Origin of the sequence: Streptomyces sp. NPDC093801 (assembly GCF_040701585.1) — a bacterium.
Taxonomy (GTDB): domain Bacteria; phylum Actinomycetota; class Actinomycetes; order Streptomycetales; family Streptomycetaceae; genus Streptomyces.
Window position 1 is genome coordinate 82978 of the sequence record NZ_JBFBDP010000018.1, and the last position, 23888, is coordinate 106865.

At 70.8% G+C, this 23888-nt stretch carries 20 protein-coding genes; 9 read left to right on the forward strand and 11 right to left on the reverse strand.

The annotated features are described in order from the left end of the window. Nucleotides 1-18: 18 nt before the first annotated feature. From AB0469_RS21815 to AB0469_RS21825, 3 genes are all read right to left on the reverse strand, one after another. A complete protein-coding gene (locus AB0469_RS21815) occupies nt 19-699 on the reverse strand; it encodes a class I SAM-dependent methyltransferase (protein WP_366453072.1) in 681 nt (226 codons plus the stop codon). 214 nt (nt 700-913) lie between these two features. Beyond that, nucleotides 914-1186, reverse strand: coding sequence for a protealysin inhibitor emfourin (locus AB0469_RS21820; RefSeq protein WP_366453073.1), 273 nt, complete (start codon nt 1184-1186; stop codon nt 914-916). Nucleotides 1187-1225: 39 nt separating this feature from the next. Next, nucleotides 1226-2305 carry a M4 family metallopeptidase gene (locus AB0469_RS21825; RefSeq protein WP_366453074.1) on the reverse strand — a complete coding sequence of 360 codons (1080 nt, stop codon included), beginning with the start codon at nt 2303-2305 and terminating at the stop codon, nt 1226-1228. A 364-nt stretch (nt 2306-2669) separates the two neighbouring features. Between AB0469_RS21825 and leuA the strand changes: the two genes are divergently transcribed. The 5 genes from leuA (at nt 2670) to AB0469_RS21850 (ending at nt 9098) form a co-directional block, all read left to right on the forward strand. Next, complete coding sequence (gene leuA / locus AB0469_RS21830; RefSeq protein WP_366453075.1) at nt 2670-4433, forward strand: 2-isopropylmalate synthase; 1764 nt, start codon at nt 2670-2672, stop codon at nt 4431-4433. A 215-nt stretch (nt 4434-4648) separates the two neighbouring features. Further along, nucleotides 4649-5344 carry a TerB family tellurite resistance protein gene (locus AB0469_RS21835; RefSeq protein WP_366453076.1) on the forward strand — a complete coding sequence of 232 codons (696 nt, stop codon included), beginning with the start codon at nt 4649-4651 and terminating at the stop codon, nt 5342-5344. A 556-nt stretch (nt 5345-5900) separates the two neighbouring features. Further along, a complete protein-coding gene (locus AB0469_RS21840; RefSeq protein ID WP_366453077.1) occupies nt 5901-7406 on the forward strand; it encodes a nucleobase:cation symporter-2 family protein in 1506 nt (501 codons plus the stop codon). Between the two features lie 100 nt (nt 7407-7506). After that, nucleotides 7507-8253, forward strand: a complete 747-nt coding sequence (gene recO, locus AB0469_RS21845; protein WP_366453078.1) for a DNA repair protein RecO — start codon at nt 7507-7509, stop codon at nt 8251-8253. A gap of 23 nt (nt 8254-8276) precedes the next feature. Continuing rightward, nucleotides 8277-9098 (forward strand): isoprenyl transferase, encoded by an 822-nt coding sequence (locus AB0469_RS21850; protein ID WP_366453079.1) that lies wholly within the window; start codon nt 8277-8279, stop codon nt 9096-9098. A gap of 105 nt (nt 9099-9203) precedes the next feature. On the opposite strand, the gene AB0469_RS21855 is transcribed toward AB0469_RS21850, so the two are convergent. From AB0469_RS21855 to AB0469_RS21870, 4 genes are read right to left on the reverse strand one after another with little or no spacing between them, the layout of a single operon-like run. Beyond that, nucleotides 9204-9632, reverse strand: a complete 429-nt coding sequence (locus AB0469_RS21855) for a transcriptional repressor (RefSeq protein ID WP_079426799.1) — start codon at nt 9630-9632, stop codon at nt 9204-9206. 51 nt (nt 9633-9683) lie between these two features. Then, a complete protein-coding gene (locus AB0469_RS21860) occupies nt 9684-10550 on the reverse strand; it encodes a metal ABC transporter permease (protein ID WP_366453080.1) in 867 nt (288 codons plus the stop codon). Beyond that, complete coding sequence (locus AB0469_RS21865; protein ID WP_366453081.1) at nt 10550-11344, reverse strand: metal ABC transporter ATP-binding protein; 795 nt, start codon at nt 11342-11344, stop codon at nt 10550-10552. The genes AB0469_RS21860 and AB0469_RS21865 overlap by 1 nt, the downstream gene beginning before the upstream one ends. A gap of 26 nt (nt 11345-11370) precedes the next feature. Further along, complete coding sequence (locus AB0469_RS21870; RefSeq protein ID WP_366453082.1) at nt 11371-12342, reverse strand: metal ABC transporter substrate-binding protein; 972 nt, start codon at nt 12340-12342, stop codon at nt 11371-11373. 155 nt (nt 12343-12497) lie between these two features. Between AB0469_RS21870 and AB0469_RS21875 the strand changes: the two genes are divergently transcribed. After that, entirely contained in the window at nt 12498-13880 is a 1383-nt protein-coding gene (locus tag AB0469_RS21875) for a glycine--tRNA ligase (protein ID WP_366453083.1), read from the forward strand. Between the two features lie 73 nt (nt 13881-13953). Here AB0469_RS21875 and AB0469_RS21880 read toward each other — a convergent pair whose 3' ends face one another. From AB0469_RS21880 to AB0469_RS21895, 4 genes are all read right to left on the reverse strand, one after another. Further along, nucleotides 13954-14670, reverse strand: coding sequence for a VC0807 family protein (locus AB0469_RS21880; protein ID WP_366453084.1), 717 nt, complete (start codon nt 14668-14670; stop codon nt 13954-13956). Nucleotides 14671-14816: 146 nt separating this feature from the next. Continuing rightward, nucleotides 14817-15410: a TetR family transcriptional regulator gene (locus AB0469_RS21885; RefSeq protein WP_366453085.1), complete on the reverse strand. Its 594-nt coding sequence runs from the start codon at nt 15408-15410 to the stop codon at nt 14817-14819. Nucleotides 15411-15431: 21 nt separating this feature from the next. Continuing rightward, complete coding sequence (locus tag AB0469_RS21890) at nt 15432-16508, reverse strand: aldo/keto reductase (protein WP_366453086.1); 1077 nt, start codon at nt 16506-16508, stop codon at nt 15432-15434. Nucleotides 16509-16613: 105 nt separating this feature from the next. Next, entirely contained in the window at nt 16614-18140 is a 1527-nt protein-coding gene (locus tag AB0469_RS21895) for an MFS transporter (RefSeq protein WP_366453087.1), read from the reverse strand. A gap of 51 nt (nt 18141-18191) precedes the next feature. Here AB0469_RS21895 and dusB point away from each other — a divergent pair, with 51 nt between their 5' ends. From dusB to AB0469_RS21910, 3 genes are all read left to right on the forward strand, one after another. Beyond that, on the forward strand, nt 18192-19334 hold the full coding sequence (gene dusB, locus AB0469_RS21900; RefSeq protein ID WP_366453088.1) for a tRNA dihydrouridine synthase DusB: 1143 nt from the start codon (nt 18192-18194) through the stop codon (nt 19332-19334). Nucleotides 19335-19700: 366 nt separating this feature from the next. Continuing rightward, a complete protein-coding gene (gene ppdK / locus AB0469_RS21905) occupies nt 19701-22409 on the forward strand; it encodes a pyruvate, phosphate dikinase (RefSeq protein ID WP_366453089.1) in 2709 nt (902 codons plus the stop codon). Nucleotides 22410-22851: 442 nt separating this feature from the next. Continuing rightward, on the forward strand, nt 22852-23880 hold the full coding sequence (locus tag AB0469_RS21910) for a helix-turn-helix domain-containing protein (protein ID WP_052291211.1): 1029 nt from the start codon (nt 22852-22854) through the stop codon (nt 23878-23880). Nucleotides 23881-23888: the final 8 nt, after the last annotated feature.

The following is a 23888-nucleotide window of genomic DNA, read 5'->3' on the forward strand; positions in this document are numbered from 1 at the left end:
CCGGGCCCGCCGCCCCCGTCAGGCCAGGCGGCGGAGCTTGAGGGTGTTGTCGAAGCCGTGCCCGGGCCGGTCGGCCTCCGCGCCGATCCGCTCGTGCTCGGCGCAGACCAGCACCTCCCAGCCGCCCTCGGGCAGGTCCAGGCCGGCCAGCACCTCCTCGGGGGTGGGGAAGTACAGGTCCGGGTGCGGGTTCTCGGCGCCCGGCGCCGGGCCGCCGTGCCCGGCCACCAGCAGGACCCCGCCGGGGGCGACGGCCCCGGCGGCGGTGCGCAGGATCCGCTCGCGGGGCATCTCGCCCGGGCTGTGCAGGAAGCAGGCCGCGACCAGGTCGAACTCCCCGGTGGGGAAGGACTCCCCGAGGTCGTGGCGCTCGAAGGCGATCCGGTCGGCCACGCCCGCCTCGGCCGCGTGCCCGACGGCCCGCTCCAGGGCCACGGGCGAGATGTCGGTGCCGGTCACCCGCCAGCCCCGCCCGGCCAGCCACACCGCGTCCGCCCCCTCGCCGCAGCCCAGGTCCAGGGCCCGGCCGGGGGCGAGGTCCCCGGCCTCCCGGACCAGGACGGAATTGGGCCGGCCGCTCCAGATCCGCTCGCTCTCGCGGTAGCGGGAGTCCCAGAACTCCTGGCCGGCCGCGTCACCGCGGTGGCCCCGCTGGTGGTCGTGGCCGTCGTGGTCGTGGTGGTGGGAGGGGGTGGGCACGCGGTCTCCTCGGTGGGTGCCTGTACGGACACCGCCGATGCTCCGTCCCCCTCCGCGACCGGGGCAATCTTTCTTGCCGTTTCCGCAAAAAGCCGGACGGCCGCTTCCCCGGCCGCCCGAACGGAGGGGCCGTTTTCGGCCATCCGTACGAAGGTATCGGGCCCCTCCGGCTCCTGCCGTCCCTCCGACACCTCCCGTAGCGGGCCGGGAGGCCCTAGGCGCCTTCCTTCAGCACCCGTGTGATCAGGCTGCGCTGGGCGTCGGAGAGGTGGGGGTCGTGGCAGGACACCGTCCGCCCGTCCACCGTGATGCGGTACGAGAACCCGTCCCTGACCCCGCCCGGCCCTTCGGCGGCCCGGGGGTCGGGCCGCAGGGCCAGCCGGGCCAGCGCCTGCCACTCCTGCTCGTCGGGCCGGCCCGAGGTGTCCACCTCGGCCCGGCGCTCGATCCCCGCGAATCCGCCCGTCCGTACTACTTCGATCCTCATGGTCCCCCTTCTACCCGGACGGGCCCCGCCGTGTCCCGGCTATCCCAGGCCGACGGTCGACCAGGCCTTCTGGAGGGCCTGGTGCTCGGCGCCGCCCTCCCCGTACCGGGCGACGGCCGCCGCCGACGACAGCCGGGCGAAGTCCTTGAAGTCCGCCCGCGCCCCCAGCTGCCCGCCGGTCAGGGTGTCGTACCAGATCTGCCCGGCCCGCTCCCAGGCCTTGCCGCCCAGCTCCGTCGCCACGATGTAGAAGGCGTGGTTGGGGATGCCGGAGTTGATGTGGACGCCCCCGTTGTCGCGCGAGGTGGTCACGTAGCCGTCCATCGTGGCCGGCTGCGGGTCCTTGCCGAGCTCGTCGTCGTCGTACGCGGTCCCCGGCGCCTTCATCGAGCGCAGGGCGACCCCGGTGACGTTCGGGCCCAGGAGCCCGGCCCCGATCAGCCAGTCCGCCTGGTCGGCGGTCTGGCCGAGCGAGTACTGCTTGATCAGCGAGCCGAAGACGTCCGACATGGATTCGTTGAGGGCGCCGGACTGGCCGTGGTAGTCGAGGTTGGCCGTGTACTGGGTGACCCCGTGGGTCAGCTCGTGCCCGATCACGTCCACCGACACCGTGAAGTCGAGGAACAGGTCCCCGTCGCCGTCGCCGAAGACCATCTGCCGGCCGTCCCAGAAGGCGTTGTTGTAGTCCTCGCCGTAGTGCACGCTCGCGTCCAGCGGCAGGCCGGAGCCGTCGATCGAGCGCCGGCCGAAGCCCTTGAGGAAGAGCTCGTAGGTGGCCCCGAGCCCGGCGTACGCGCGGTTGACGGTGGCGTCCTTGGAGGTGGCGGCCCCCTCCGCGCGGACCTTCTTCCCGGGCAGCCGGGTGTGGTGCTGGGCGTCGTAGACCGTGCGGCGCGGCCCGTCCGCGGCGGGGGCGTCCGCGACGGCCGGGGCGATCCCCCGGACGGTGCTGATCCGGCGCCGGGTGCGCAGGAGGGCGTCGGTCTCCAGGGTGCGCTGCGCGGCGTCGGCCCGGGTGGAGTCGGCGGACCGGGCGGCCTTGTCCAGCAGGTGCGGCGGCACCACGGTGCAGAAGACCGGGTGGTGGGGGGCGTGTCCGTGCGAAAGGAAGGCATCCATGCCGGAAATGTGGCAGTGGGTGATGTCGGTGTCACTAGCAGCGAGCATGATTCATTCGGTTGTCTCAAAGGCGACGCGCCGTGTTGACGGATCCGCCGGACCTTGCCGGATGAAGGGAGTCATGGGCCACAAAGGGTATAAATCGGGCGCCCCGGTCTTGCATACTGAAACAGGTCCTCGCGACACGGCGCGGCTCGGTTAGGCTCGGCCCATCATGCGTTTCGGGCTGCTTCTCCTTAGCTGCCGCGGCGAGGGTCTGTAGTCGTAGGCCGGCCCCCTCCCCGCGGAGTTTGGTGTTGCGGTTTTCACTACCGCCGTCGGCCGTTCAGCGAACTACACGCGGACACGCGAGGAGCCCAACGCCATGAGCCAGCAGCCTTTTGTCGGTCGCCCCACGCCCATCACCAACGCGACCCACACCCAGAAGCCCTCCGGGATGCCCATCCACAAGTACGGCCGGTACGAGCAGGTGGACATCCCCGACCGCACCTGGCCGGACGCCCGGGTCACCAAGGCTCCGCGTTGGCTGTCCACCGACCTGCGCGACGGCAACCAGTCGCTGATCGACCCGATGACCCCCGCCCGCAAGCGCGAGATGTTCGACCTGCTGGTGCGCATGGGCTACAAGGAGATCGAGGTCGGCTTCCCCTCCTCCGGCGAGACCGACTTCGCCTTCGTGCGCTCCATCATCGAAGAGGGCGCGATCCCGGACGACGTCACCATCTCCGTACTGACCCAGGCCCGCGAGGACCTGATCGAGCGGACCGTCGAGTCGCTGGTCGGTGCCAGGCGCGCCACCGTGCACCTGTACAACGCGACCGCCCCGACGTTCCGCCGGGTCGTCTTCCGCGGCTCCAAGGAGCAGATCAAGCAGATCGCCGTCGACGGCACCCGCCTGGTCATGGAGTACGCCGAGAAGCTGCTGGGCCCCGAGACGGTCTTCGGGTACCAGTACAGCCCCGAGATCTTCACCGACACCGAGCTGGACTTCGCCCTGGAGGTCTGCGAGGCCGTCTGCGACGTCTGGCAGCCGGGCGAGGGCCGCGAGATCATCCTGAACCTGCCCGCCACCGTGGAGCGGTCGACGCCCTCCACCCACGCGGACCGCTTCGAGTGGATGGCCCGCAACCTGACCCGCCGCGAGCACGTCTGCATCTCCGTGCACCCGCACAACGACCGCGGCACCGCCGTCGCCGCCGCCGAGCTGGCCCTGATGGCCGGCGCCGACCGCATCGAGGGCTGCCTGTTCGGGCAGGGCGAGCGCACCGGCAACGTCGACCTGATCACCCTGGGCATGAACCTGTTCTCCCAGGGCATCGACCCGCAGATCGACTTCTCGCAGATCGACGAGATCCGCCGCACGAGCGAGTACTGCAATCAGATGGAGGTCCACCCGCGCCACCCCTACGCGGGCGACCTGGTCTACACCGCCTTCTCCGGCTCCCACCAGGACGCCATCAAGAAGGGCTTCGACGCCATGGAGGCCGACGCGGCCGCCCGGGGCAAGACGGTCGACGACATCGAGTGGGCCGTCCCGTACCTGCCGATCGACCCGAAGGACGTCGGCCGCTCCTACGAGGCGGTCATCCGGGTCAACTCCCAGTCCGGCAAGGGCGGCATCGCGTACGTCCTGAAGAACGACCACAAGCTGGACCTGCCGCGCCGCATGCAGATCGAGTTCTCGCGGATCATCCAGGCCAAGACCGACGCCGAGGGCGGCGAGGTCACGCCGAAGGCGATCTGGGAGGTCTTCTCGGACGAGTACCTGCCCAACCCCGAGAACCCGTGGGGCCGCATCCAGCTGCGCTCCGGTTCGACCGCCACCGACAAGGACGGTACGGACACGCTGACCGTCGAGGCGGTCGTGGACGGCGTGGAGACGGTCCTGAACGGCACCGGCAACGGTCCGATCTCGGCCTTCTTCGACGCCCTGGCCGGCATCGGCGTGGACGCCCGTCTGCTGGACTACACCGAGCACACGATGAGCGAGGGAGCCTCCGCCGTGGCCGCCTCGTACATCGAGTGCGCGATCGACGGCCGGGTCCTGTGGGGCATCGGCATCGACGCCAACACCACCCGCGCCTCCCTGAAGGCGGTCATCTCCGCCGTCAACCGCGCGGGCCGCTGAACCACCCCCGGCGGAGCCCCGCCCCTCCGGCCGGAGGGGCGGGGCTCCGCCGTACCCCGGGAGGCCGCCGCCAGGGGCCCTCCGGGCGGGGGCGCAGATCGGCCAAGTGGGCCCCCCGGCCCATGTTGTCCTGCCGCACGACTGACGCACACTCACCGATGTGGCTAACATCACGCCAACCCGGCGTCGTTGCCGGGTGGTTACGGAGGTGCGACGTGCTGCCAGTTCGGGGTGGGGACGGCCGGAAGCTGACGTTCTGGGGCATCCGTACCATCTGGAACACCGTGGGCGACGGGGAGTTCTTCTGCCCCAGCTGCGGCGGTGACCGCAACTACCGCCGGCGCACCGGGCGCCGCCGGTTCACCGTGCTCGGCCTGCCGCTGCTGCCGCGCGGGGAGGCCGGACCCGTCGTCGAGTGCCAGGCCTGCCGTCAGCGCTTCGGCACCGAGGTGCTGGACCACCTCACCACCACCCGCTTCTCCTCGCTCCTGCGCGACGCCGTGCACACCGTCACGCTGGCCGTGCTCGCCGCGGGCGGGACCTCCTCGCGCAGCGCCCTGGAGGCCGCCGTGTCGGCCGTACGCGGCGCCGGCTTCCCGGACTGCACCGAGGAGCAACTGGAGTCCCTCGTCGAGGCCCTGGCGACCGACGAGGGCCGGCTGGGGCTGTACGACGGGCCCGAGTGCTGCGGGGCGGCGCTGTCGATCGAGCTCCACGAGGCGCTGGAGCCGCTCGCCGCCCACCTGGCCGGACCCGGTCGCGAATCGATCCTGCTGCAGGGCGCGCGGATCGCCCTCGCGGACGGGCCCTACATCCCGGCCGAGCGCGAGGTGCTCGCCACCGTGGGCGCGGCGCTGCGGATGGGCTCGGACGAGGTGACCGGGCTGCTGTCGGCGGTGCGCGCGCCCTAGGCGTCCTCCGTACGCGGATCCGGGCCCGGCGGAGTCGTTCCGCCGGGCCCGGACGCGTTTGCACGAGGGGAATCCCGGCATGTGGGCGTCCGGGAGGTAACGATTCGGCCCTACCGGCGGGAACCGGAGTGCCGCGCGGTCCGTGCACGGGCTGGATTCCCTGATTCCGTACAGGATTTCCGTATTCCGGACGGCCGGAACCATGCCCCCCGATGTGCGCGGCCGAATACCTGTAAACCCGGAAAAGGCCCGTCAGGGCGGGGAACTTCGCAGCTGTGCAGGGAGAACGCCCCGGTCGGGAGCCCGCTTCCCATAGCGTCGCGGGGGAGCGCCCGCCAGTGGAGGAACCTCCAGAGAGGGCGTCCCGGAACCTCAACACTTTGTAGAAGTCTCCGATATCTGTGAGCACTTCCACAGGCGTTCAATTCCGGTCACACGACGAGATCTGCGTGTTCCGACTGACAACCCCGGCGGACCAACGGGTTAACGACCCACTCCGGCCAGGGGATAACCAGCTTCCTCTCAATTACCTACCTCCTTGAAGGGCAAGGCAGAGATGGCACGTGTCGCCGCCCGGCTTTCCGAAAGCGGAGAGCAGAGCTCGCACCCGGTCGACGAGGTGCTCCCCCTCCCCAAGCTCGCGCTGTACGGCTTCCAGCACGTACTCGCCTTCTACGCCGGCGCGGTGATCGTCCCGATCATCGTCGGCAGTGCGCTGAAGCTGAGCCCTGAACAGCTGGTCTACCTGATCAACGCGGACCTCTTCACCTGCGGTATCGCCTCGATCATCCAGGCCTGGGGCGTCGGCCGGGTCGGCGCCCGGCTCCCGCTGATCCAGGGCGTGACCTTCACCGCGGTCTCCCCGATGATCGCCATCGGCCTCGGCGCGGGCGGCGGAACCGCCGCCCTGCTGGTCATCTACGGCGCCGTCATCACCGCCGGCCTCGCGACCTTCGCCTTCGCCTGGCTGCCCGCCAAGGCCTTCCGCGCGGTCATGCGGCTGTTCCCGCCGGTGGTCACCGGCACGGTGATCACGGTCCTCGGCATCGTCCTGATCCCGGTCGGCCTCAAGGACGCCGCGGGCGGCGCCCCCACCGTGGCCGACGGCGGCGTCCCGACGCAGCTGGCCTACGCCGGCGGCACCATGCTCTTCATCCTGGTCCTGATGAAGTTCGGCGGACCGTTCCTGCGCAGCATCGGCATCCTGCTCGGCCTCGTCGGCGGCACGGCCGTCGCCTTCCTGCTCGGCGACGCCAAGTTCGGCGACGTGGGCAGGTCCGACTGGATCGGCGTCACCACCCCCTTCCACTTCGGCGCCCCGAAGTTCGAGTGGTTCCCGATCCTGCTCATGCTGATCGTCATGCTGATCACCATGGTCGAGACGACCGGTGACACCTACGCCGTCGGCGACATCGTCGGCAAGGAGGTCGACAGCGAGACCGTCGCCCGCGCCCTGCGCGCCGACGGCGCCGCCACCGCCCTCGGCGGCATCCTGAACTCCTTCCCCTACGTCGCCTTCGCCGAGAACGTCGGCCTGGTGCGGATGACCAAGGTCAAGAGCCGCTTCGTGGTGGTCGCCGCCGGCGCCTTCATGATCGTCCTCGGGCTGATCCCCAAGGCCGCCGCGATCGTCGCCTCCGTCCCGCCGGGCGTGCTCGGCGGCGCCGCCACCGTGATGTTCGGCATGGTCGCCCTCGCCGGTATCCAGACCCTGGCCAAGGTGGACCTCAAGGAGGAGAAGAACGCCCTGATCGTCGGCGTCTCGCTCGCCTTCGCGCTCTTCCCCGCCACGGTCCCGGCCTACTTCGACAAGCACATGAGCGCGGACCTGTCCTCGCTCCTGAACAGCGGTGTGACCCTCGGTGCCACCGCCGCCATCCTCCTCAACCTGGTCTTCAACGGCCTGGCCGGGGACGGCGCGCGGACCGCCGCCCCGGCGGCCGAGGGACTTGCCGAGGTGCTCGCCGAGAACCTGACCGGCCACGCCGGGGTGCCCGCCCAGCCGGCCGCCGCCCCCGCGTCGGCCGAGAAGGCCGGCGAGGCGGGGTCCCCCGCCTCCTGACCGCCTCCCCCCCCAGATCCTCCCAAGGGGTGCCGCCCCCGTCCGGACACCGCTGCCGGACGGGGGTTGGCGCTGTCCGCGCACGGGGGACAATGGGCGCATGAGTCTGTTCCGCGACGACGGCATCGTGCTGCGCACCCAGAAGCTCGGCGAGGCGGACCGCATCATCACGCTGCTCACCCGCGGCCACGGCCGCGTCCGCGCCGTCGCCCGCGGAGTACGGCGCACGAAGTCCAAGTTCGGTGCCGGGCTGGAACCTTTCTCCCACGCCGACGTGCAGTTCTTCGCCCGGGGCAGCGAGCTGGTCGGCCGCAGCCTGCCCCTGTGCACCCAGACCGAGATCATCGCCCCGTACGGCAACGGCATCGTCACCGACTACGCCCGCTACACCGCCGGCACGGCCATGCTGGAGACCGCCGAGCGCTTCACCGAGAACGAGGGCGAGCCCGCCGTCCAGCAGTACCTGCTGCTGGTCGGCGCCCTGCGCACGCTCTCGCGCGGCGAGCACGCACCGCACCTGATCCTCGACGCCTTCCTGCTGCGCTCCCTGGCCGTCAACGGCTACGCGCCCAGCTTCGACGACTGCGCGAAATGCGGGATCCACGGCCCCAACCGGCACTTCTCCGTCGCCGCGGGCGGGGTCGTGTGCGGCGACTGCCGGGTTCCCGGAAGCGTCGTACCATCTGCTGAGGCCATCGGGTTGCTCAGCGCCCTGCTGACGGGGGACTGGCCGACGGCCGACGCGGCCGAGCCGCGGCACGTGCGCGAGGGGAGCGGACTCGTCTCCGCCTATCTGCACTGGCATCTGGAACGCGGGCTGCGTTCCTTGCGTTACGTAGAGAAGTAACCGAGATCGGAGACCGAAGCGCCATGGCAGTACGCGGATTCCTGGGACTCTCCCGCCGCGAGTACACGATCCCCGAACCGCACCCGACCGGCGCCCGCCCGCCGAAGATCCCGGGCGAGCTGGTGCCGGAGCACGTGGCGATCGTGATGGACGGCAACGGCCGCTGGGCCAAGGAGCGGGGCCTGCCGCGCACCGAGGGCCACAAGGTCGGTGCCGAGCGGGTCCTGGACGTCCTCCAGGGCGCGATCGAGATGGGCGTCAAGAACATCTCCCTCTACGCCTTCTCCACCGAGAACTGGAAGCGCTCGCCCGACGAGGTGCGCTTCCTCATGAACTTCAACCGCGACTTCATCCGCAAGACCCGCGACCAGCTCGACGCGCTCGGCATCCGGGTGCGCTGGGTGGGCCGGATGCCCAAGCTGTGGAAGTCGGTGGCCAAGGAGCTCCAGATCGCCCAGGAGCAGACCAAGGGCAACGACAGGCTGACGCTGTACTTCTGCATGAACTACGGCGGCCGCGCCGAGATCGCCGACGCCGCGCAGGCCCTCGCCGAGGACGTGAAGGCGGGCCGGCTCGACCCGTCCAAGGTCACCGAGAAGACCCTCGCGAAGTACCTCTACTACCCGGACATGCCGGACGTGGACCTGTTCCTGCGGCCCAGCGGCGAGCAGCGCACGTCCAACTACCTGATCTGGCAGAGCGCCTACGCCGAGATGGTCTTCCAGGACGTCCTGTGGCCGGACTTCGACCGCGTCCACCTGTGGGACGCCTGCCTGGAGTACGCCAAGCGCGACCGCCGCTTCGGCGGCGCGGTCCCGAACCAGACCGAGGGCCCGCAGGGCTGACCCCGGAAGACGACTCCGCCGCCGAGGCTCTGGGCCCGGCGGCGGAGGTCGTACGACATCGGCCGGATTCCGATCGGTGATCGACCGGAATCCGGTGTTTTCGATCTAGCCGGCGGCCGCGCAGTCGGCGCAGGTGCCGAAGATCTCGACGGTGTGGGCCACGTTCACGAAGCCGTGCTCGGCCGCGATGGACTCCGCCCACTTCTCCACCGCCGGGCCCTCCACCTCGACCGCCTTGCCGCACTTGCGGCAGACCAGGTGGTGGTGGTGATCGCCGGTGGAGCAGCGGCGGTAGACGGATTCGCCGTCGCTGGTGCGCAGCACGTCCACCTCGCCGGCGTCCGCCAGGGACTGGAGGGTGCGGTACACGGTGGTCAGGCCCACGGAGTCGCCGCGGTGCTTGAGCATGTCGTGCAGCTCCTGGGCGCTGCGGAACTCGTCCACCTCGTCCAGCGCCGCCGCGACGGCCGCCCGCTGCCGGGTGGACCGTCCTCGTACTGGCGCGGTATTCGTCTCGCCAGGCGCAGTCGCCACCGGTTCCTCCTCGTTTCGGCCTCGCCTCATTGTGCCAGGCGGCCGGTCCTCCTAGACCTTCACGTCGTCCTGGGTGCAGAGCTCCTCGGCGGCCCGCACGGCCCTGGCCCGGCGCCGGGCCACGGGCGCGGACAGGGCCGTGGTCGCCACGAAGACGGCGATCGCGAGCAGCACGATCGTCGCGCCGGACGGCGCGTCGATGTAGTAGGTGGCGGCCGTACCGCTGAGCGAGACCACCACGCCGATCCCCATCGCCAGCGACAGGGTCGCGGCGAAGCCGCGGGTGACCCGCTGGGCGGCCGCGACGGGGATCACCATCATGGCGCTGACCAGCAGCAGGCCCACGATGCGCATGGCCACGGTGACCGTGACGGCGGCCGTGACGGCCATCAGGAGGTTCAGCGCCCGCACCGGCAGGCCGGTGACGCGGGCGAACTCCTCGTCCTGGCTGATCGCGAACAGCTGGCGGCGCAGGCCGACGGTGACGGCGATGACGAAGGCGGCCAGGACCACCACCGCGGTGACGTCCTCGGGCGAGACGAAGCTGATCGAGCCGAAGAGGTAGCTGCTCAGGTTGGCGGTGGAGCCGCCCGGGGCCAGGTTGATGATCATGACGCCGCCGGCCAGGCCGCCGTAGAAGAGCATGGCGAGCGCGATGTCGCCGCTGGTCTTGCCGCGGGAGCGGATCAGCTCCATGCCGACGGCGCCGACGACCGCGACGAGGGTGGCCATCCAGACCGGGCTGGTGTTGAGCAGGAAGCCCAGGGCGACACCGGTCATGGCGACGTGGCCGATGCCGTCGCCCATGACCGCCTGGCGGCGCTGGACCAGGTACGTGCCGATCGCGGGCGCGGTGATGCCCACCAGGGCGGCGGCGATCAGCGCCCGCTGCATGAAGGCTTGGTGCAGGATTTCCATCAGCTCAGCAGTCCCGTCCGCAGGGGCTCGGCGTCGTGCGCCGCGTGGGGGTGTACGTGGTCGTGGCCGGGGAGGGCGTGCTGCCCGACGGCCTCCGGCGGCGGGCCGTCGTGGACGACGCAGCCGTCGCGCAGGACGACGGCGCGGCCGATCAGGGGCTCCAGCGGACCCAGCTCGTGGAGGACGAGCAGGACGGTGGTGCCGGCGGCGACCTGCTCGCGCAGGGCGTTCGCGAGGACCTCCTGGTTGGCCAGGTCCACGCCGGCCATCGGCTCGTCCATGATCAGCAGCTCGGGTTCGACGGCCAGTGCCCGGGCGATGAGCACGCGCTGGTGCTGTCCGCCGGAGAGGGCGTTGACCGAGGCGTCGGCGTACGCGTCCATGTCGACGAGGGCCAGGGCCCGCTCGACGGCGGCCCTGTCGGCCCTGCGCAGGATCCCGAAGCGGGAGCGGGCGAGCCGGCCGGCGGAGACGACCTCCCGGACGGTGGCCGGGACGCCGCTGGCGGCGGTGGTGCGCTGGGGGACGTACCCGATGCGCGACCACTGCCGGAAGCGCCTGAAGTCGGTGCCGAAGAGGCTCAGGCCGCCGCCGGTGAGCGGGACCTGCCCGACCACGGCGCGCACGGCCGTGGACTTGCCGGAGCCGTTGGCGCCGAGCAGGGCGACCACCTCGCCCCGGCGGACGGCGAGGTCGACCCCGCGCAGCACGGGCCGGGAGCCGAGCGAGGCCGTGGCCCCGCGCAGGGATATGACGGTCTGGTCGTCGTCCGCCGGTCGGGGCGTTGACTGCATGGCTCGCGCCTCCGTTGCTGCTGTCATCACTTGGTTCCGAGGGCCTTCTGGAGGTTCTTCAGGTTGGAGCGCATGACCTCGAAGTAGTCGGCGCCCTGCGACTTCTCGGTGATCCCCTCGAGGGGGTCGAGGACGTCGGTCCGCAGCCCCGTGTCCCGGGCGAGGGTCTTGGCCGTCTTGTCGCTGGCCAGGGCCTCGAAGAACACGGTGGTGACATTGTCCTTCCTCGCGACGGCCTGGAGGTCCTTCATCCGGGCCGGGCTGGGTTCGGCCTCGGGGTCGACGCCGGAGATGCCCTCCTGGTCGAGGCCGTAGCGCTCGGCGAGGTAGCCGAAAGCGGAATGGGTGGTGATGAAGGTCCTGGAGGCCGTGTTCCGCAGGCCCTCCTTGAACTCGGTGTCCAGTGCGCCCAGTTCGGCCACGAGCCCGTCGGTGTTCTTGCGGTAGTCGGCCGCGTGGTCCGGGTCGGTCTTCTCCAGTGCGGCGCCGAAGCCCTTGGCGATCTCCGCGTACTTGACCGGGTCGAGCCAGACGTGGGGGTCCTCGCCGGCCTCCCCGTGGTCGTGGCCGTGGTCGTGCTCCTCGGCGGCGTGGTCGTGGTCCTCCTCGCCGGAGGTGCCGTGCACCTCGAGCCGGGTGAGGGAGGCCGCGTCCACGGTGTTCTTCACGCCGGACTGGGCTATTGCCTTGTCGACGGCGGGCTGGAGGCCCTTGAGGTAGAGGACGACGTCCGAGTCGCCCAGCTGGCCGGTCTGCCGGGGGGTGATGTCCAGGTCGTGCGGTTCGACGCCCGGCTTGGTCAGCGTGGTGACCTTCACGTGGTCCCCGCCGATCCGCTCGGCGAGGAACTGGAGGGGGTAGAACGACGCCGTGACGGCGAGCCTGCCGTCCTCGTCCGCGCCCGCCGCTCCCGCCCCGGAACAGGCGGTGAGGGCCGTCGCGGCGAGGGCGACGGCACCGGCGAGCGCGGCGGTGGGTATGAGGCGTCGTACGTTCATGACATCCATTTTCATCAAAGATGGAAACCGTTGTCAAAAGGCCGGGTGGAGGGGTCTGCGCGCATGCTGGAAGAGGGGTACCGACTTGAAGTGGGGGGTGCGGGCGCCGGTAACCTAAAGCCTTCGCCGTTCGTCCTCGTAATGAAGAGAGCACCGTGGCCGCCGACAAGATCGAAACCATCGTCAGCCTGAGCAAGCGCCGTGGCTTCGTTTTCCCTTGCAGTGACATCTACGGCGGCTCCAGGGCTGCCTGGGACTACGGTCCGCTGGGTGTCGAGCTCAAGGAGAACATCAAGCGCCAGTGGTGGAAGGCGATGGTCACCGGGCGTGAGGACATCGTCGGTCTCGACTCCTCGGTGATCCTGGCCCCCGAGGTCTGGGTGGCCTCCGGCCACGTCGCGACCTTCTCGGACCCGCTGACCGAGTGCACCGCCTGCCACAAGCGTCACCGCGCGGACCACCTCGAAGAGGCCTACGAGGCCAAGCACGGCCGCCTCCCCGAGAACGGCCTCGCCGACATCAACTGCCCGCACTGCGGCGTGAAGGGCCAGTTCACCGAGCCGAAGCAGTTCTCCGGCATGCTGGAGACCCACCTCGGCCCGACCCAGGACACCGGCTCGAAGGCGTACCTGCGCCCCGAGACCGCCCAGGGCATCTTCACCAACTTCGCCCACGTCCAGACCACCTCGCGCCGCAAGCCCCCGTTCGGCATCGCGCAGATGGGCAAGTCCTTCCGCAACGAGATCACGCCGGGCAACTTCATCTTCCGCACGCGCGAGTTCGAGCAGATGGAGATGGAGTTCTTCGTCAAGCCGGGCGAGGACGAGCAGTGGCAGGAGTACTGGATGCAGGAGCGGTGGAACTGGTACCGCGGCCTGGGCATGCGCGAGGAGAACATGCGCTGGTACGAGCACCCGAAGGAGAAGCTGTCCCACTACTCGAAGCGCACCGCCGACATCGAGTACCGCTTCAACTTCGGTGGCAGTGAGTTCTCCGAGCTCGAGGGCGTCGCGAACCGCACGGACTACGACCTGAAGGCGCACTCCGCCGCCTCCGGCACCGACCTGACCTACTTCGACCAGGAGGCCGGCGAGCGCTACACCCCGTTCGTCATCGAGCCGGCGGCCGGTGTCAACCGCGCCATGCTCGCCTTCATGCTCGACGCGTACGTCGAGGACGAGGCCCCGAACGCCAAGGGCGTCATGGAGAAGCGCACCGTGATGCGCTTCGACCCGCGCCTGGCCCCGATCAAGGTCGCCGTCCTGCCGCTGTCCCGCAACCCGCAGCTGTCGCCGAAGGCCAAGGGCCTGGCCGCCGACCTGCGCAAGAACTGGAACATCGAGTTCGACGACGCGGGCGCCATCGGCCGCCGCTACCGCCGCCAGGACGAGATCGGTACGCCGTTCTGCGTCACCGTCGACTTCGACACCCTCGACGACAACGCGGTGACCGTGCGCGAGCGCGACACCATGAAGCAGGAGCGCGTCTCCCTGGACCAGATCCAGGCCTACCTCGGCAGCCGTCTGCTGGGCTGCTAGTTCCCGCTGAAAGGCCGGTGGCCCGGTGCGCGATCCGCGCACCGGGCCACCGGCCTTTCCCCGTTCGCGGCGGTCAGACCGCGGAGCCCTCGGCCCGTGCGGCCGCGGCGGCGTTCGCGGCGGCCCGCCTCTCGCCCTCGGCCTTGGTCCGCTTGACGAAGCGGATCGTCCAGAGGGCCAGCCCGCCGAGCGTGCCGTAGATCATGAACGGGCTGATGGTCACCATGGTGGAGGTGTCCAGGACGTACGACAGGGCGATCCGGACCGCCGCCTCGATCAGGTAGACCACGCCCCAGACCAGGGTCATGCGGCGCTGGGCGTTGCGGAAGCCCTCGAACTGCCACAGGCCGTTGTAGTACGCCACGCCCGCCGGGGTGCCGTCCGTGCCGAACTTCCGGCCGAAGTAGAACATCAGCGGCCGCGGCGCGAGCAGCGTGGCCAGGCACAGGAGCCCGAACAGCCCCGTCACGGCGGAGTCCTTGACGAGCAGGGCCCGGGTGGAGTTCGCGCCGATCAGGGAGACGGCGGCGGTGATCGCCAGGAACACCAGCGTGACGATGGCGAACTCGTCCAGCTTGCGCCGCCAGGCCACCATGATGGCGCTGTCGAGCACCGGCCAGGCGCCGCTGACGAGCAGTGCCGAGGCCTCGCTCCAGCCGTGGTCGTCGACGAGGGCGTTGTAGGTGACGATCGGCGCCACCACGCTGAGCGCGATGGTCAGGATCAAGCCGATGGCTGCGGCTCCGCCGGAGCGGGCGGGAGGCGAGGGCTGTACTGCTGCCGTGGACAAGGTTCCCCCTGGAACGTGCCTGAGTAGTGCGGTAAGGGGACCGTAAGGAACTGTGGCTGGCATGTACAAGTCGACACGGCTCAAAATGATCGCCAAACCGTCCGGAGCGCCTCACTCCGCTCAACGGGGCGCGGAACCGTGCCCGTTCAGGCGCGCAGGCCCCGGATGACGAGCGCGACGACCGCCTCGAACTCCGTGATGATCGTGGGGGAGAGCCACTCCGCCACGTACTGGGGGTCATGGAACCGGCCGGTGGCGTCGAAGACGGCGCGCGCGGCGGCCGGCACGTCGGGTGCGGCCAGGGTGCCGGCGGCGACGCCCTCGGCGATGATCCGGGTCAGCTGGTCGATCAGCTCCGTCAGGTGGGTGTCGACCACCCCGCTGTTCTCGGCGAGCAGCACCGTGTACGTCGCGAACAGCTCCGGGTCGTCGCCCGCCTTGTGGCGCTTGGCCTCGAAGAGGGCCTCCAGCCAGGACTCCAGCTTGGAGGGGGCGGCCTCGCCCGGCGCCGAGGCGATTCCCTCCAGCATGACCACGCTCTTGGCGAGCCAGCGGTCCGTGACGGCCTCGCGCAGCGCCGCCTTCGAGGGGAAGTGCCGGTACACGCTGCCGTGGCTGACGCCCAGGGCGCGCGCCACGTCCACCACGGTCGCCTTGGTGGGGCCGAAGCGGCGCAGCACCTCCTCGGTGGTTTCGAGGATGCGCTCGGGGGTCAGGGGCTCGGCAGCAGCGGAGGGCATGGGTACGACCGTACCGTCAGCTCAGTGCTCGCTGTCGAGGTGGGCCATCTGCGCCGCCGGATACCGGTCGCCGGAAGCGGCCCCGGCGGGGACCGCGGCCTCGATGGCGGCCAGGTCGGCCCCGGTCAGCCCGACCTCCATCGCACCCAGCGCCTCGGCCAGCCGGTCCCGTCGGCGGGCGCCCACCAGCGGCACGATGTCGACGCCGCGGCGCGGGCCCTGGGCGAGCACCCAGGCGATCGCGATCTGGGCGACGCTCACCCCCTTCTCCCCGGCCACCTTGCGCAGGGCCTCGACCAGGTCGAGGTTGTGGTCCAGGTTCTCGCCCTGGAAGCGGGGGCTCATCCCGCGGAAGTCGCCGGGCGCCAGTGCGCGGTCGCGGCTGAAGTGCCCGCTGATCAGGCCCCGGGACAGCACCCCGTACGCCGTCACGCCTATGCCGAGCTCCCGGGCGGTCGGCAGGATCCGGTCCTCGATGCCGCGCGAGATCAGCGAGTACTCGATCTGGAGGTCCGAGATCGGGGCCACCGCCGCGGCCCGGCGCAGGGTGTCCGCGCCGACCTCGGAGAGGCCGATGTGCCGGACGTGCCCGGCCTGCACGGCCTCGGCGATGGCGCCGACGGTTTCCTCGATGGGGACGTCCGGGTCCACGCGGGCGATCCGGTAGATGTCGATGTGGTCCCGGCCGAGCCGCTGGAGCGAGTAGGCCAGGAAGTTCTTCACGGCCTCGGGCCGCCCGTCGTACCCGGTGAACCCGCCCTCGACGGTCCGCAGGGCGCCGAACTTGACGCTGGTCAGGGCCTGCTCGCGGGCCGCGGTGGGAGCGGTGCGCAGGGCTTCGTTGATCAGCAGCTCGTTGTGGCCCATGCCGTAGAAGTCGCCGGTGTCCAGGAGCGTGTTCATGCCCGCGGGGGCGGCTTCCAGGAAGGCGTGGATCGTCGCCAGGGACTCGGCCCGGTCGGCCCCGCCGTAGAGGGCGGACATGCCCATGCAGCCCAGCCCCAGGGGGAAGACGGACGGCCCGGTGGCTCCGAGCCGGCGGGCGGTGGTGGTGGAGGAGGCGGCGGGGGACGCGGAGGTGTTCTCGTGCGTGGTCATGGAACGAGAATGGCATGACGGCTGACAGATTTCAATATCTGTCACTCGTTGGGTCGACGGGACCCCGGGACGGCGCATCGGCAGGACGCCCGTCGAGGCGGCGGATCAGCCCGCCGGGGCGGGTCCCGGGGCCGGGGGCATCCCGCCGTCCCTGCGGGGACCGGGAGCCTGCCCCGTCTGGGCGGAGGCGGCGGGGGCGGGCGGCGACGGTTCGAGCGCCCGGGCCGTGCGCAGCGCGGTGGCACGGGCCCACGGGCCGGTGGTGACGGCGCCCACGACGAGCACCAGGAACGCGCAGCCGGTGATGATCCACCAGGCGGGCCGGGCCGCCGTCGCGAAGTCCGCCCCGCCCGCCGTCCCGGCGGCCAGCACCGCTCCTATGACGGCCACGCCGAGCGCCCCGCCGGTCTGCCGGCTGGTGGAGGCCACCGCGGCCGCCACCCCCGCCTGGCTGCGCGGCATCCCGGACAGCGCCGTGTTGGTGATCGGGGCGTTGACCAGCCCGAAGCCGATGCCGAAGAGCACGTACCCGGTGAACATCAGCGGCGTGGAGGTCTCCGCCGAGAACGCCGCGAAGAGCACCCCGCTGGCCCCCATGGCCACCCCGGACACCAGCAGCGACGGCCGGGGCCCGTGGTTGGCGACCAGCCGTCCCGAGACCGGCGCGCACAGGAAGGCGAAGAGGGCCATCGGCAGCATGTGCAGCCCCGCGTCCAGGGCGTTCAGCCCCCGCACCTCCTGGAGGTAGAGGGTGGTCAGGAAGAGGAACCCGGAGAGCGAGGCGAAGGTACTCACCGCGATCACGGTCGCCCCGCTGAAGGGGGCGCTGCGGAAGAACCGGGGGTCGATCAGCGGGTCGGTCCGCCGGCGCTCGTAGAACAGGAGCCCGCCCAGCGCGGCGGCCGCGCCCAGCGCGCACCCGAGGATCGGCGGCGAGCTCCAGCCCTGGGCCGGCGCCTCGATGATCGCGTACGTCATCCCGCCCAGCAGCACCACGACCAGCAGCTGCCCCACCGGATCCGGCCGGCGCGGACGCTCGGACCGGGACTCCGGCACGAAGCGCAGGGTCAGCGCCAGGGCGACCAGCCCGACGGGGAGGTTGACCCAGAAGATGGACCGCCAGCCCACCGAGTCCACCAGCAGGCCGCCGACCAGCGGTCCGGCGGCCATGGAGATGCCGACCACCGCACCCCAGACGCCGATGGCGCGGGCGCGCTCCTTGGGGTCGGTGAAGGTGTTGGTGATGATCGACATGGCGACGGGGTTGAGCATCGCCCCGCCGACGGCCTGGACCATCCGGAAGGCGATGAGCCAGTGGAGGCCGGGCGCCAGGGAGCACAGCACCGACCCCGCCGTGAACAGCACCAGCCCCCAGGCGAAGACCTTGCGCCGCCCGATCCGGTCCGCGGTTGACCCGGCCAGTATCAGCAGCGAGGCGATGACCAGCGTGTAGGCGTCGATGGTCCACTGCATCCCCGAGACCGAGGCGTCGAACTCGCGGCGCATCGCCGGCAGGGCCACGTTCAGGACGGTGTTGTCCAGGCTGACGATCAGCAGGCTCATGCAGCAGACCGCCAGGACGAGCAGGCGGTGCCGGCGGCCCGCGTGATCCACGCCACTCATGTGATGCATACCGCCGATCGTACGAATAAGTAGGCAACGGCGCTGCGGGACAATGGGGGGATGACCACGCTCCCCGCCCCCCTCGCGATCGGCCCGCACACCGTGCAGCCCCCGGTGGTGCTCGCGCCGATGGCCGGCATCACCAACGCCCCCTTCCGGACCCTCTGCCGCGAGTTCTCGGGCGGCAAGGGGCTGTTCGTGAGCGAGATGATCACGACCCGCGCCCTGGTCGAGCGCAACGAGAAGACCATGCAGCTGATCCACTTCGACGAGACCGAAAAGCCGCGGTCGATTCAGCTGTACGGGGTGGACCCCGTGACGGTCGGCAAGGCGGTTCGCATGATCGTCGAGGAGGACCGCGCCGACCACATCGACCTCAACTTCGGCTGCCCGGTCCCCAAGGTGACCCGCAAGGGCGGCGGCTCCGCCCTGCCCTACAAGCGCCACCTGCTGCGCGCCATCCTCCGCGAGGCCGTCGCGGGCGCCGGCGACCTGCCGGTGACCATGAAGATGCGCAAGGGCATCGACGACGACCACCTCACCTACCTCGACGCCGGCCGGATCGCCGTCGAGGAGGGCGTGACCGCCATCGCCCTGCACGGCCGCACCACCGCCCAGCACTACGGCGGCACCGCCGACTGGGAGGCCATCGCCCGCCTCAAGGAGCACGTGCCGGAGATCCCGGTGCTCGGCAACGGCGACATCTGGTGCGCCGAGGACGCGCTGCGCATGGTCCGCGAGACCGGCTGCGACGGCGTGGTCGTGGGGCGCGGCTGCCTGGGCCGGCCCTGGCTCTTCAACGACCTGGTCGCGGCGTTCGAGGGCCGTCCCGAGGACTTCCACAAGCCGGTGCTGCGCGAGGTCAAGCGCACCATGCTGCGCCACGCGCAGCTGCTGGGGGAGTGGATCGGCGACGAGGCCCGCGGGGTGATCGACTTCCGTAAGCACGTGGCCTGGTACCTCAAGGGGTTCTCGGTCGGGTCCGAGATGCGCGGGAAGCTGGCGGTCGTCTCGTCCCTGGCCGAGCTGGATGCTCATCTGAGCGAGCTCGACCTGGACCAGCCGTGGCCCGAGAGTGCGGACGGCCCGCGGGGCCGGACGTCCGGAAACAACCGGGTTGTCCTGCCGGACGGCTGGCTGAAGGATCCGTACGACTGCGCCGGTGTGAGTGAGGACGCCGAGCTGGACACGTCCGGAGGCTGACAAAACGCCCTGCGTGGCGCGTGATATACGCCACGCATGGGAGAGGTTTCGCTCAGATGAGCGCGTAAGTCACGGGTAAGACTTCCAAAGGGTGGCACTGGGTGCCACCCTTTGTGCGTTCAAGACTTGAACGCAAATGTATCGATGATCGCTCATCCGAGCGGGATCAAGCCTTTCTGGGCCCCTCACCCTTCGGGATGTGAACGCTGTTCGGACGTTCTCATTACCGACCGGTTACTTTCGATACGGTGGCGCACGGGTGGTTACGGCCCCATGACCGCCAAGTGGACGTACCGATAAGCCTTCGATCTGGGTATGTTCCTGGCCGTCAGGGCAGCCACCCGAGTCCTCGAGGAGTCGAGACCCGTGTCGGAAAACAAAGATCAGAAGTTCGTCTACGACTTCACCGAGGGCAACCGGGACCTCAAGGACCTCCTCGGCGGCAAGGGGGCCAACCTCGCCGAGATGACCAACCTCGGTCTCCCGGTCCCCCCCGGCTTCACCATCACCACCGAGGCCTGCAAGGTCTACCTCGAGAGCGGCACGGCCCCGGCCGCGCTGCGCGACGAGGTCAGCGCGCACCTCGCCGCCCTCGAAGCGAAGATGGGCAAGAAGCTCGGCCAGTCGGACGACCCGCTCCTGGTCTCCGTGCGCTCCGGCGCCAAGTTCTCCATGCCCGGCATGATGGACACGGTCCTCAACATCGGCCTCTCCGACGAGTCCGTGGTCGGCCTCGCCGCCCAGGCCGACAACGAGCGCTTCGCGTGGGACTCCTACCGCCGCCTCATCCAGATGTTCGGCAAGACCGTCCTGGACGTCGAGGGCGAGCTCTTCGAGGACGCCCTGGACGCGGCCAAGGCCGCCAAGAAGGTCACCGTCGACACCGACCTCGACGCCGCCGACCTCAAGAAGCTGGTCAAGGCCTTCAAGAAGATCGTCGCGAAGGAGGCCGGCCGCGAGTTCCCGCAGGACGCCCGCGAGCAGCTCGACCTCGCCGTCGAGGCCGTCTTCAACTCCTGGAACACCGACCGCGCCAAGCTCTACCGCCGCCAGGAGCGCATCCCGAGCGACCTGGGCACCGCGGTCAACATCTGCTCGATGGTCTTCGGCAACCTCGGCCCCGACTCCGGCACCGGCGTCGCCTTCACCCGCGACCCCGCCAGCGGCCACGCCGGCGTCTACGGCGACTACCTGCAGAACGCCCAGGGCGAGGACGTCGTCGCGGGCATCCGCAACACCGTCCCGCTCGCGGACCTGGAGGCCATCGACAAGGCCTCGTACGACCAGCTCATGGCGATCATGACGAAGCTGGAGACCCACTACAAGGATCTCTGCGACATCGAGTTCACCATCGAGCGCGGCCAGCTGTGGATGCTCCAGACCCGCGTCGGCAAGCGCACCGCCGGCGCCGCCTTCCGCATCGCCACCCAGCTCGTGGACCAGGGCCTGATCAGCGAGGCAGAGGCCCTCCAGCGCGTCACCGGCCACCAGCTGGCGCAGCTGATGTTCCCGCGCTTCGACGAGGACGCCAAGACCACCCTCCTGGGCCGCGGCATCGCCGCCTCCCCGGGCGCGGCGGTCGGCAAGGCCGTCTTCGACTCCTACACGGCCGTCAAGTGGTCCCGCTCCGGCGAGAAGGTCATCCTGATCCGCCGCGAGACCAACCCCGACGACCTCGACGGCATGATCGCCTCCGAGGGCATCCTGACCTCGCGCGGCGGCAAGACCTCGCACGCCGCCGTCGTCGCCCGCGGCATGGGCAAGACCTGCGTCTGCGGCGCCGAGGACCTCGACGTCGACACCAAGCGCCGCCGGATGACGGTCGGCGGGCAGGTCATCGAAGAGGGCGACGTCGTCTCCATCGACGGCTCGACCGGCAAGGTCTACCTCGGCGAGGTGCCCGTCGTACCGTCCCCGGTCGTCGAGTACTTCGAGGGCCGCATGCACGCCGGTGCCGACGACGCCGACGAGCTCGTCGGCGCCGTGCACCGGATCATGGCCTACGCGGACCGCGTCCGCCGCCTGCGGGTGCGCGCCAACGCCGACAACGCCGAGGACGCGTTGCGCGCCCGCCGCTTCGGCGCCCAGGGCATCGGCCTGTGCCGCACCGAGCACATGTTCCTCGGCGAGCGCCGCGAGATGGTCGAGCGCCTGATCCTCGCGGACACCGACTCGGAGCGCGAGGAGGCACTCAGTGCCCTCCTGCCGCTGCAGAAGAAGGACTTCGTCGAGCTGTTCGAGGCGATGGACGGCCTGCCCGTCACCGTCCGCCTCCTGGACCCGCCGCTGCACGAGTTCCTGCCCGACATCACCGAGCTGTCGGTGCGCGTCGCCCTCGCCGAGTCCCGCCAGGACGCCAACGAGAACGACCTGCGCCTGCTCCAGGCCGTGCACAAGCTGCACGAGCAGAACCCGATGCTGGGTCTGCGCGGCGTCCGCCTGGGCCTGGTCATCCCCGGTCTGTTCGCCATGCAGGTCCGGGCGATCGCCGAGGCCGCCGCCGAGCGCAAGAACGCCAAGGGCGACCCGCGCGCCGAGATCATGGTCCCGCTCGTGGGCACCGTGCAGGAGCTGGAGATCGTCCGCGAGGAGGCCGACGCGATCATCGCCGAGGTCGAGGCCGCCACCGGCACCAGCCTCAAGCTGTCGGTCGGCACGATGATCGAGCTGCCGCGCGCCGCGCTGACCGCCGCCCAGATCGCCGAGGCCGCGCAGTTCTTCTCCTTCGGCACGAACGACCTGACCCAGACGGTGTGGGGCTTCTCCCGCGACGACGTCGAGGCCAGCTTCTTCACCGCCTACCTGGAGAAGGGCATCTTCGGGGTCTCGCCCTTCGAGACCATCGACAAGGACGGCGTCGGCTCGCTCGTGCGCCACGCGGTGAAGCAGGGCCGGGCCACCCGCCCCGACCTCAAGCTCGGCGTCTGCGGCGAGCACGGCGGCGACCCGGAGTCCGTGCACTTCTTCCACGAGGTCGGCCTCGACTACGTCTCCTGCTCGCCGTTCCGGATCCCGGTGGCGCGCCTGGAGGCCGGCCGTGCCGCCGCCGAGGCCAAGGGCTCCGACAGCCGCTGAGCCCGGCCCCACCGACAGCGCCCGCCCCCGGTTCCCTGACTGCCGGGGGCGGGCGCTTCCATCTATTCGGAAGCCCTCCGGAAGCCCCCGGAAGCCCCGTGATGCCCCGTGCGCCTCACCCGGACCGGGTTTCGCGAATATTCAACGAAGTCATTACGGCGCCAGGCGGCGGACGGATCCCCACCCGTCCGCCGCCTGCCGCCTATCCGCCAGGCACGTCGGCGCTTCCCGGTGCGACCGACCGCCAGGCCCCGCAAAGCCCCCCACGGCCTTCACGGAGCGTTTCGGTCGCGCCGGAGTGTGCCTGGCGGAGTACAGGATTTCGCTTGTCACGCCCCTGCCGAAAGGGGTTTCAACTGTGGCCGAAAGGGCGTGGTGACCACGTGTGACGGCATGCATACTCATGGGGCGGGGGGATTGCGGTTGCACAGGTGGGGGTTCGGTGCTGCGTATCCATTTCACTGGAGTGGACCTGGCACGCGTACGGATGGCAGGGCGTCCCGATGCGTTGTGGGAAACGATTCTTAGTTTTCATCGCTTAAGAGACCGGCGTGACGCCCGGCTGTTCGGCGAATGGCGTACGGAAGCCCGGAGCCGGTTGAATGGTGAAACAAGGCTGCTGAGCGCGCTGATACCGGCTCGCGGCTATTTCCCCGATTTCCTGACCCCGTCCGAGGGCCAGTACGGGTGGGACGTCGGCCTCGACGCCCTGCGCGGCCTCCACGCGGACCGGCTGCGCCACGAGCTGTCCCTCGTGGGCGCGGGCGCCGCCGCGGGCTTCGGGGCGGCCTTCGGGACCCCGCCGCCGACCCGTCTGCGGGAGTTCATGGACGGCGGCACCAAGCACCTGCCCCGGCTGCTGGGCGAGCTGCGCGGCTACCACCGGGCGGCCGTGGAACCGTACTGGACCCACATCCAGGCCCAGATCGAGGCGGAGCGGGCCGCGCGCGGCCGCGCCCTCCTCGACGGGGGCGCCGACGAGCTGCTCGCGTCGCTGCCGCCGATGCTGCGCTGGCGGGCCCCGGTGCTCGAATGCGAGTACCCGGTGGACCGGGACGTACGGCTGCGGGGGCGCGGGCTGCTGCTCCAGCCGTCCTTCTTCTGCCGGCGCACCGCGGTGACCCTCCACGACCCGGAGCTGCCGCCCGTGCTGGTCTATCCGGCGGCCGCCCAGCTGGCCTCCGCCGGAGCCGGCGGGGAGGCCGCACGGCCGGCCGAGGAGCAGCGCCAGCGCACCCTGGGCAAGCTGGTGGGCCACACCCGCTCGGTGGTGCTGCGGGCCATCGGCGACGGGGCCACCACCAGCGAACTCGCCCGCCGGGCCGGGGTCTCCCTGGCCTCGGCGAGCCAGCACGCCTGCGTGATGCGCGAGGCGGGCCTGGTGACCACCCTGCGCCACGGCAACGCCGTCCTGCACACGGTGACCCCGCTGGGCGCGGCCCTCCTCAAGGGCGGCGCGGTGGTCTCCTGAAGGATCGG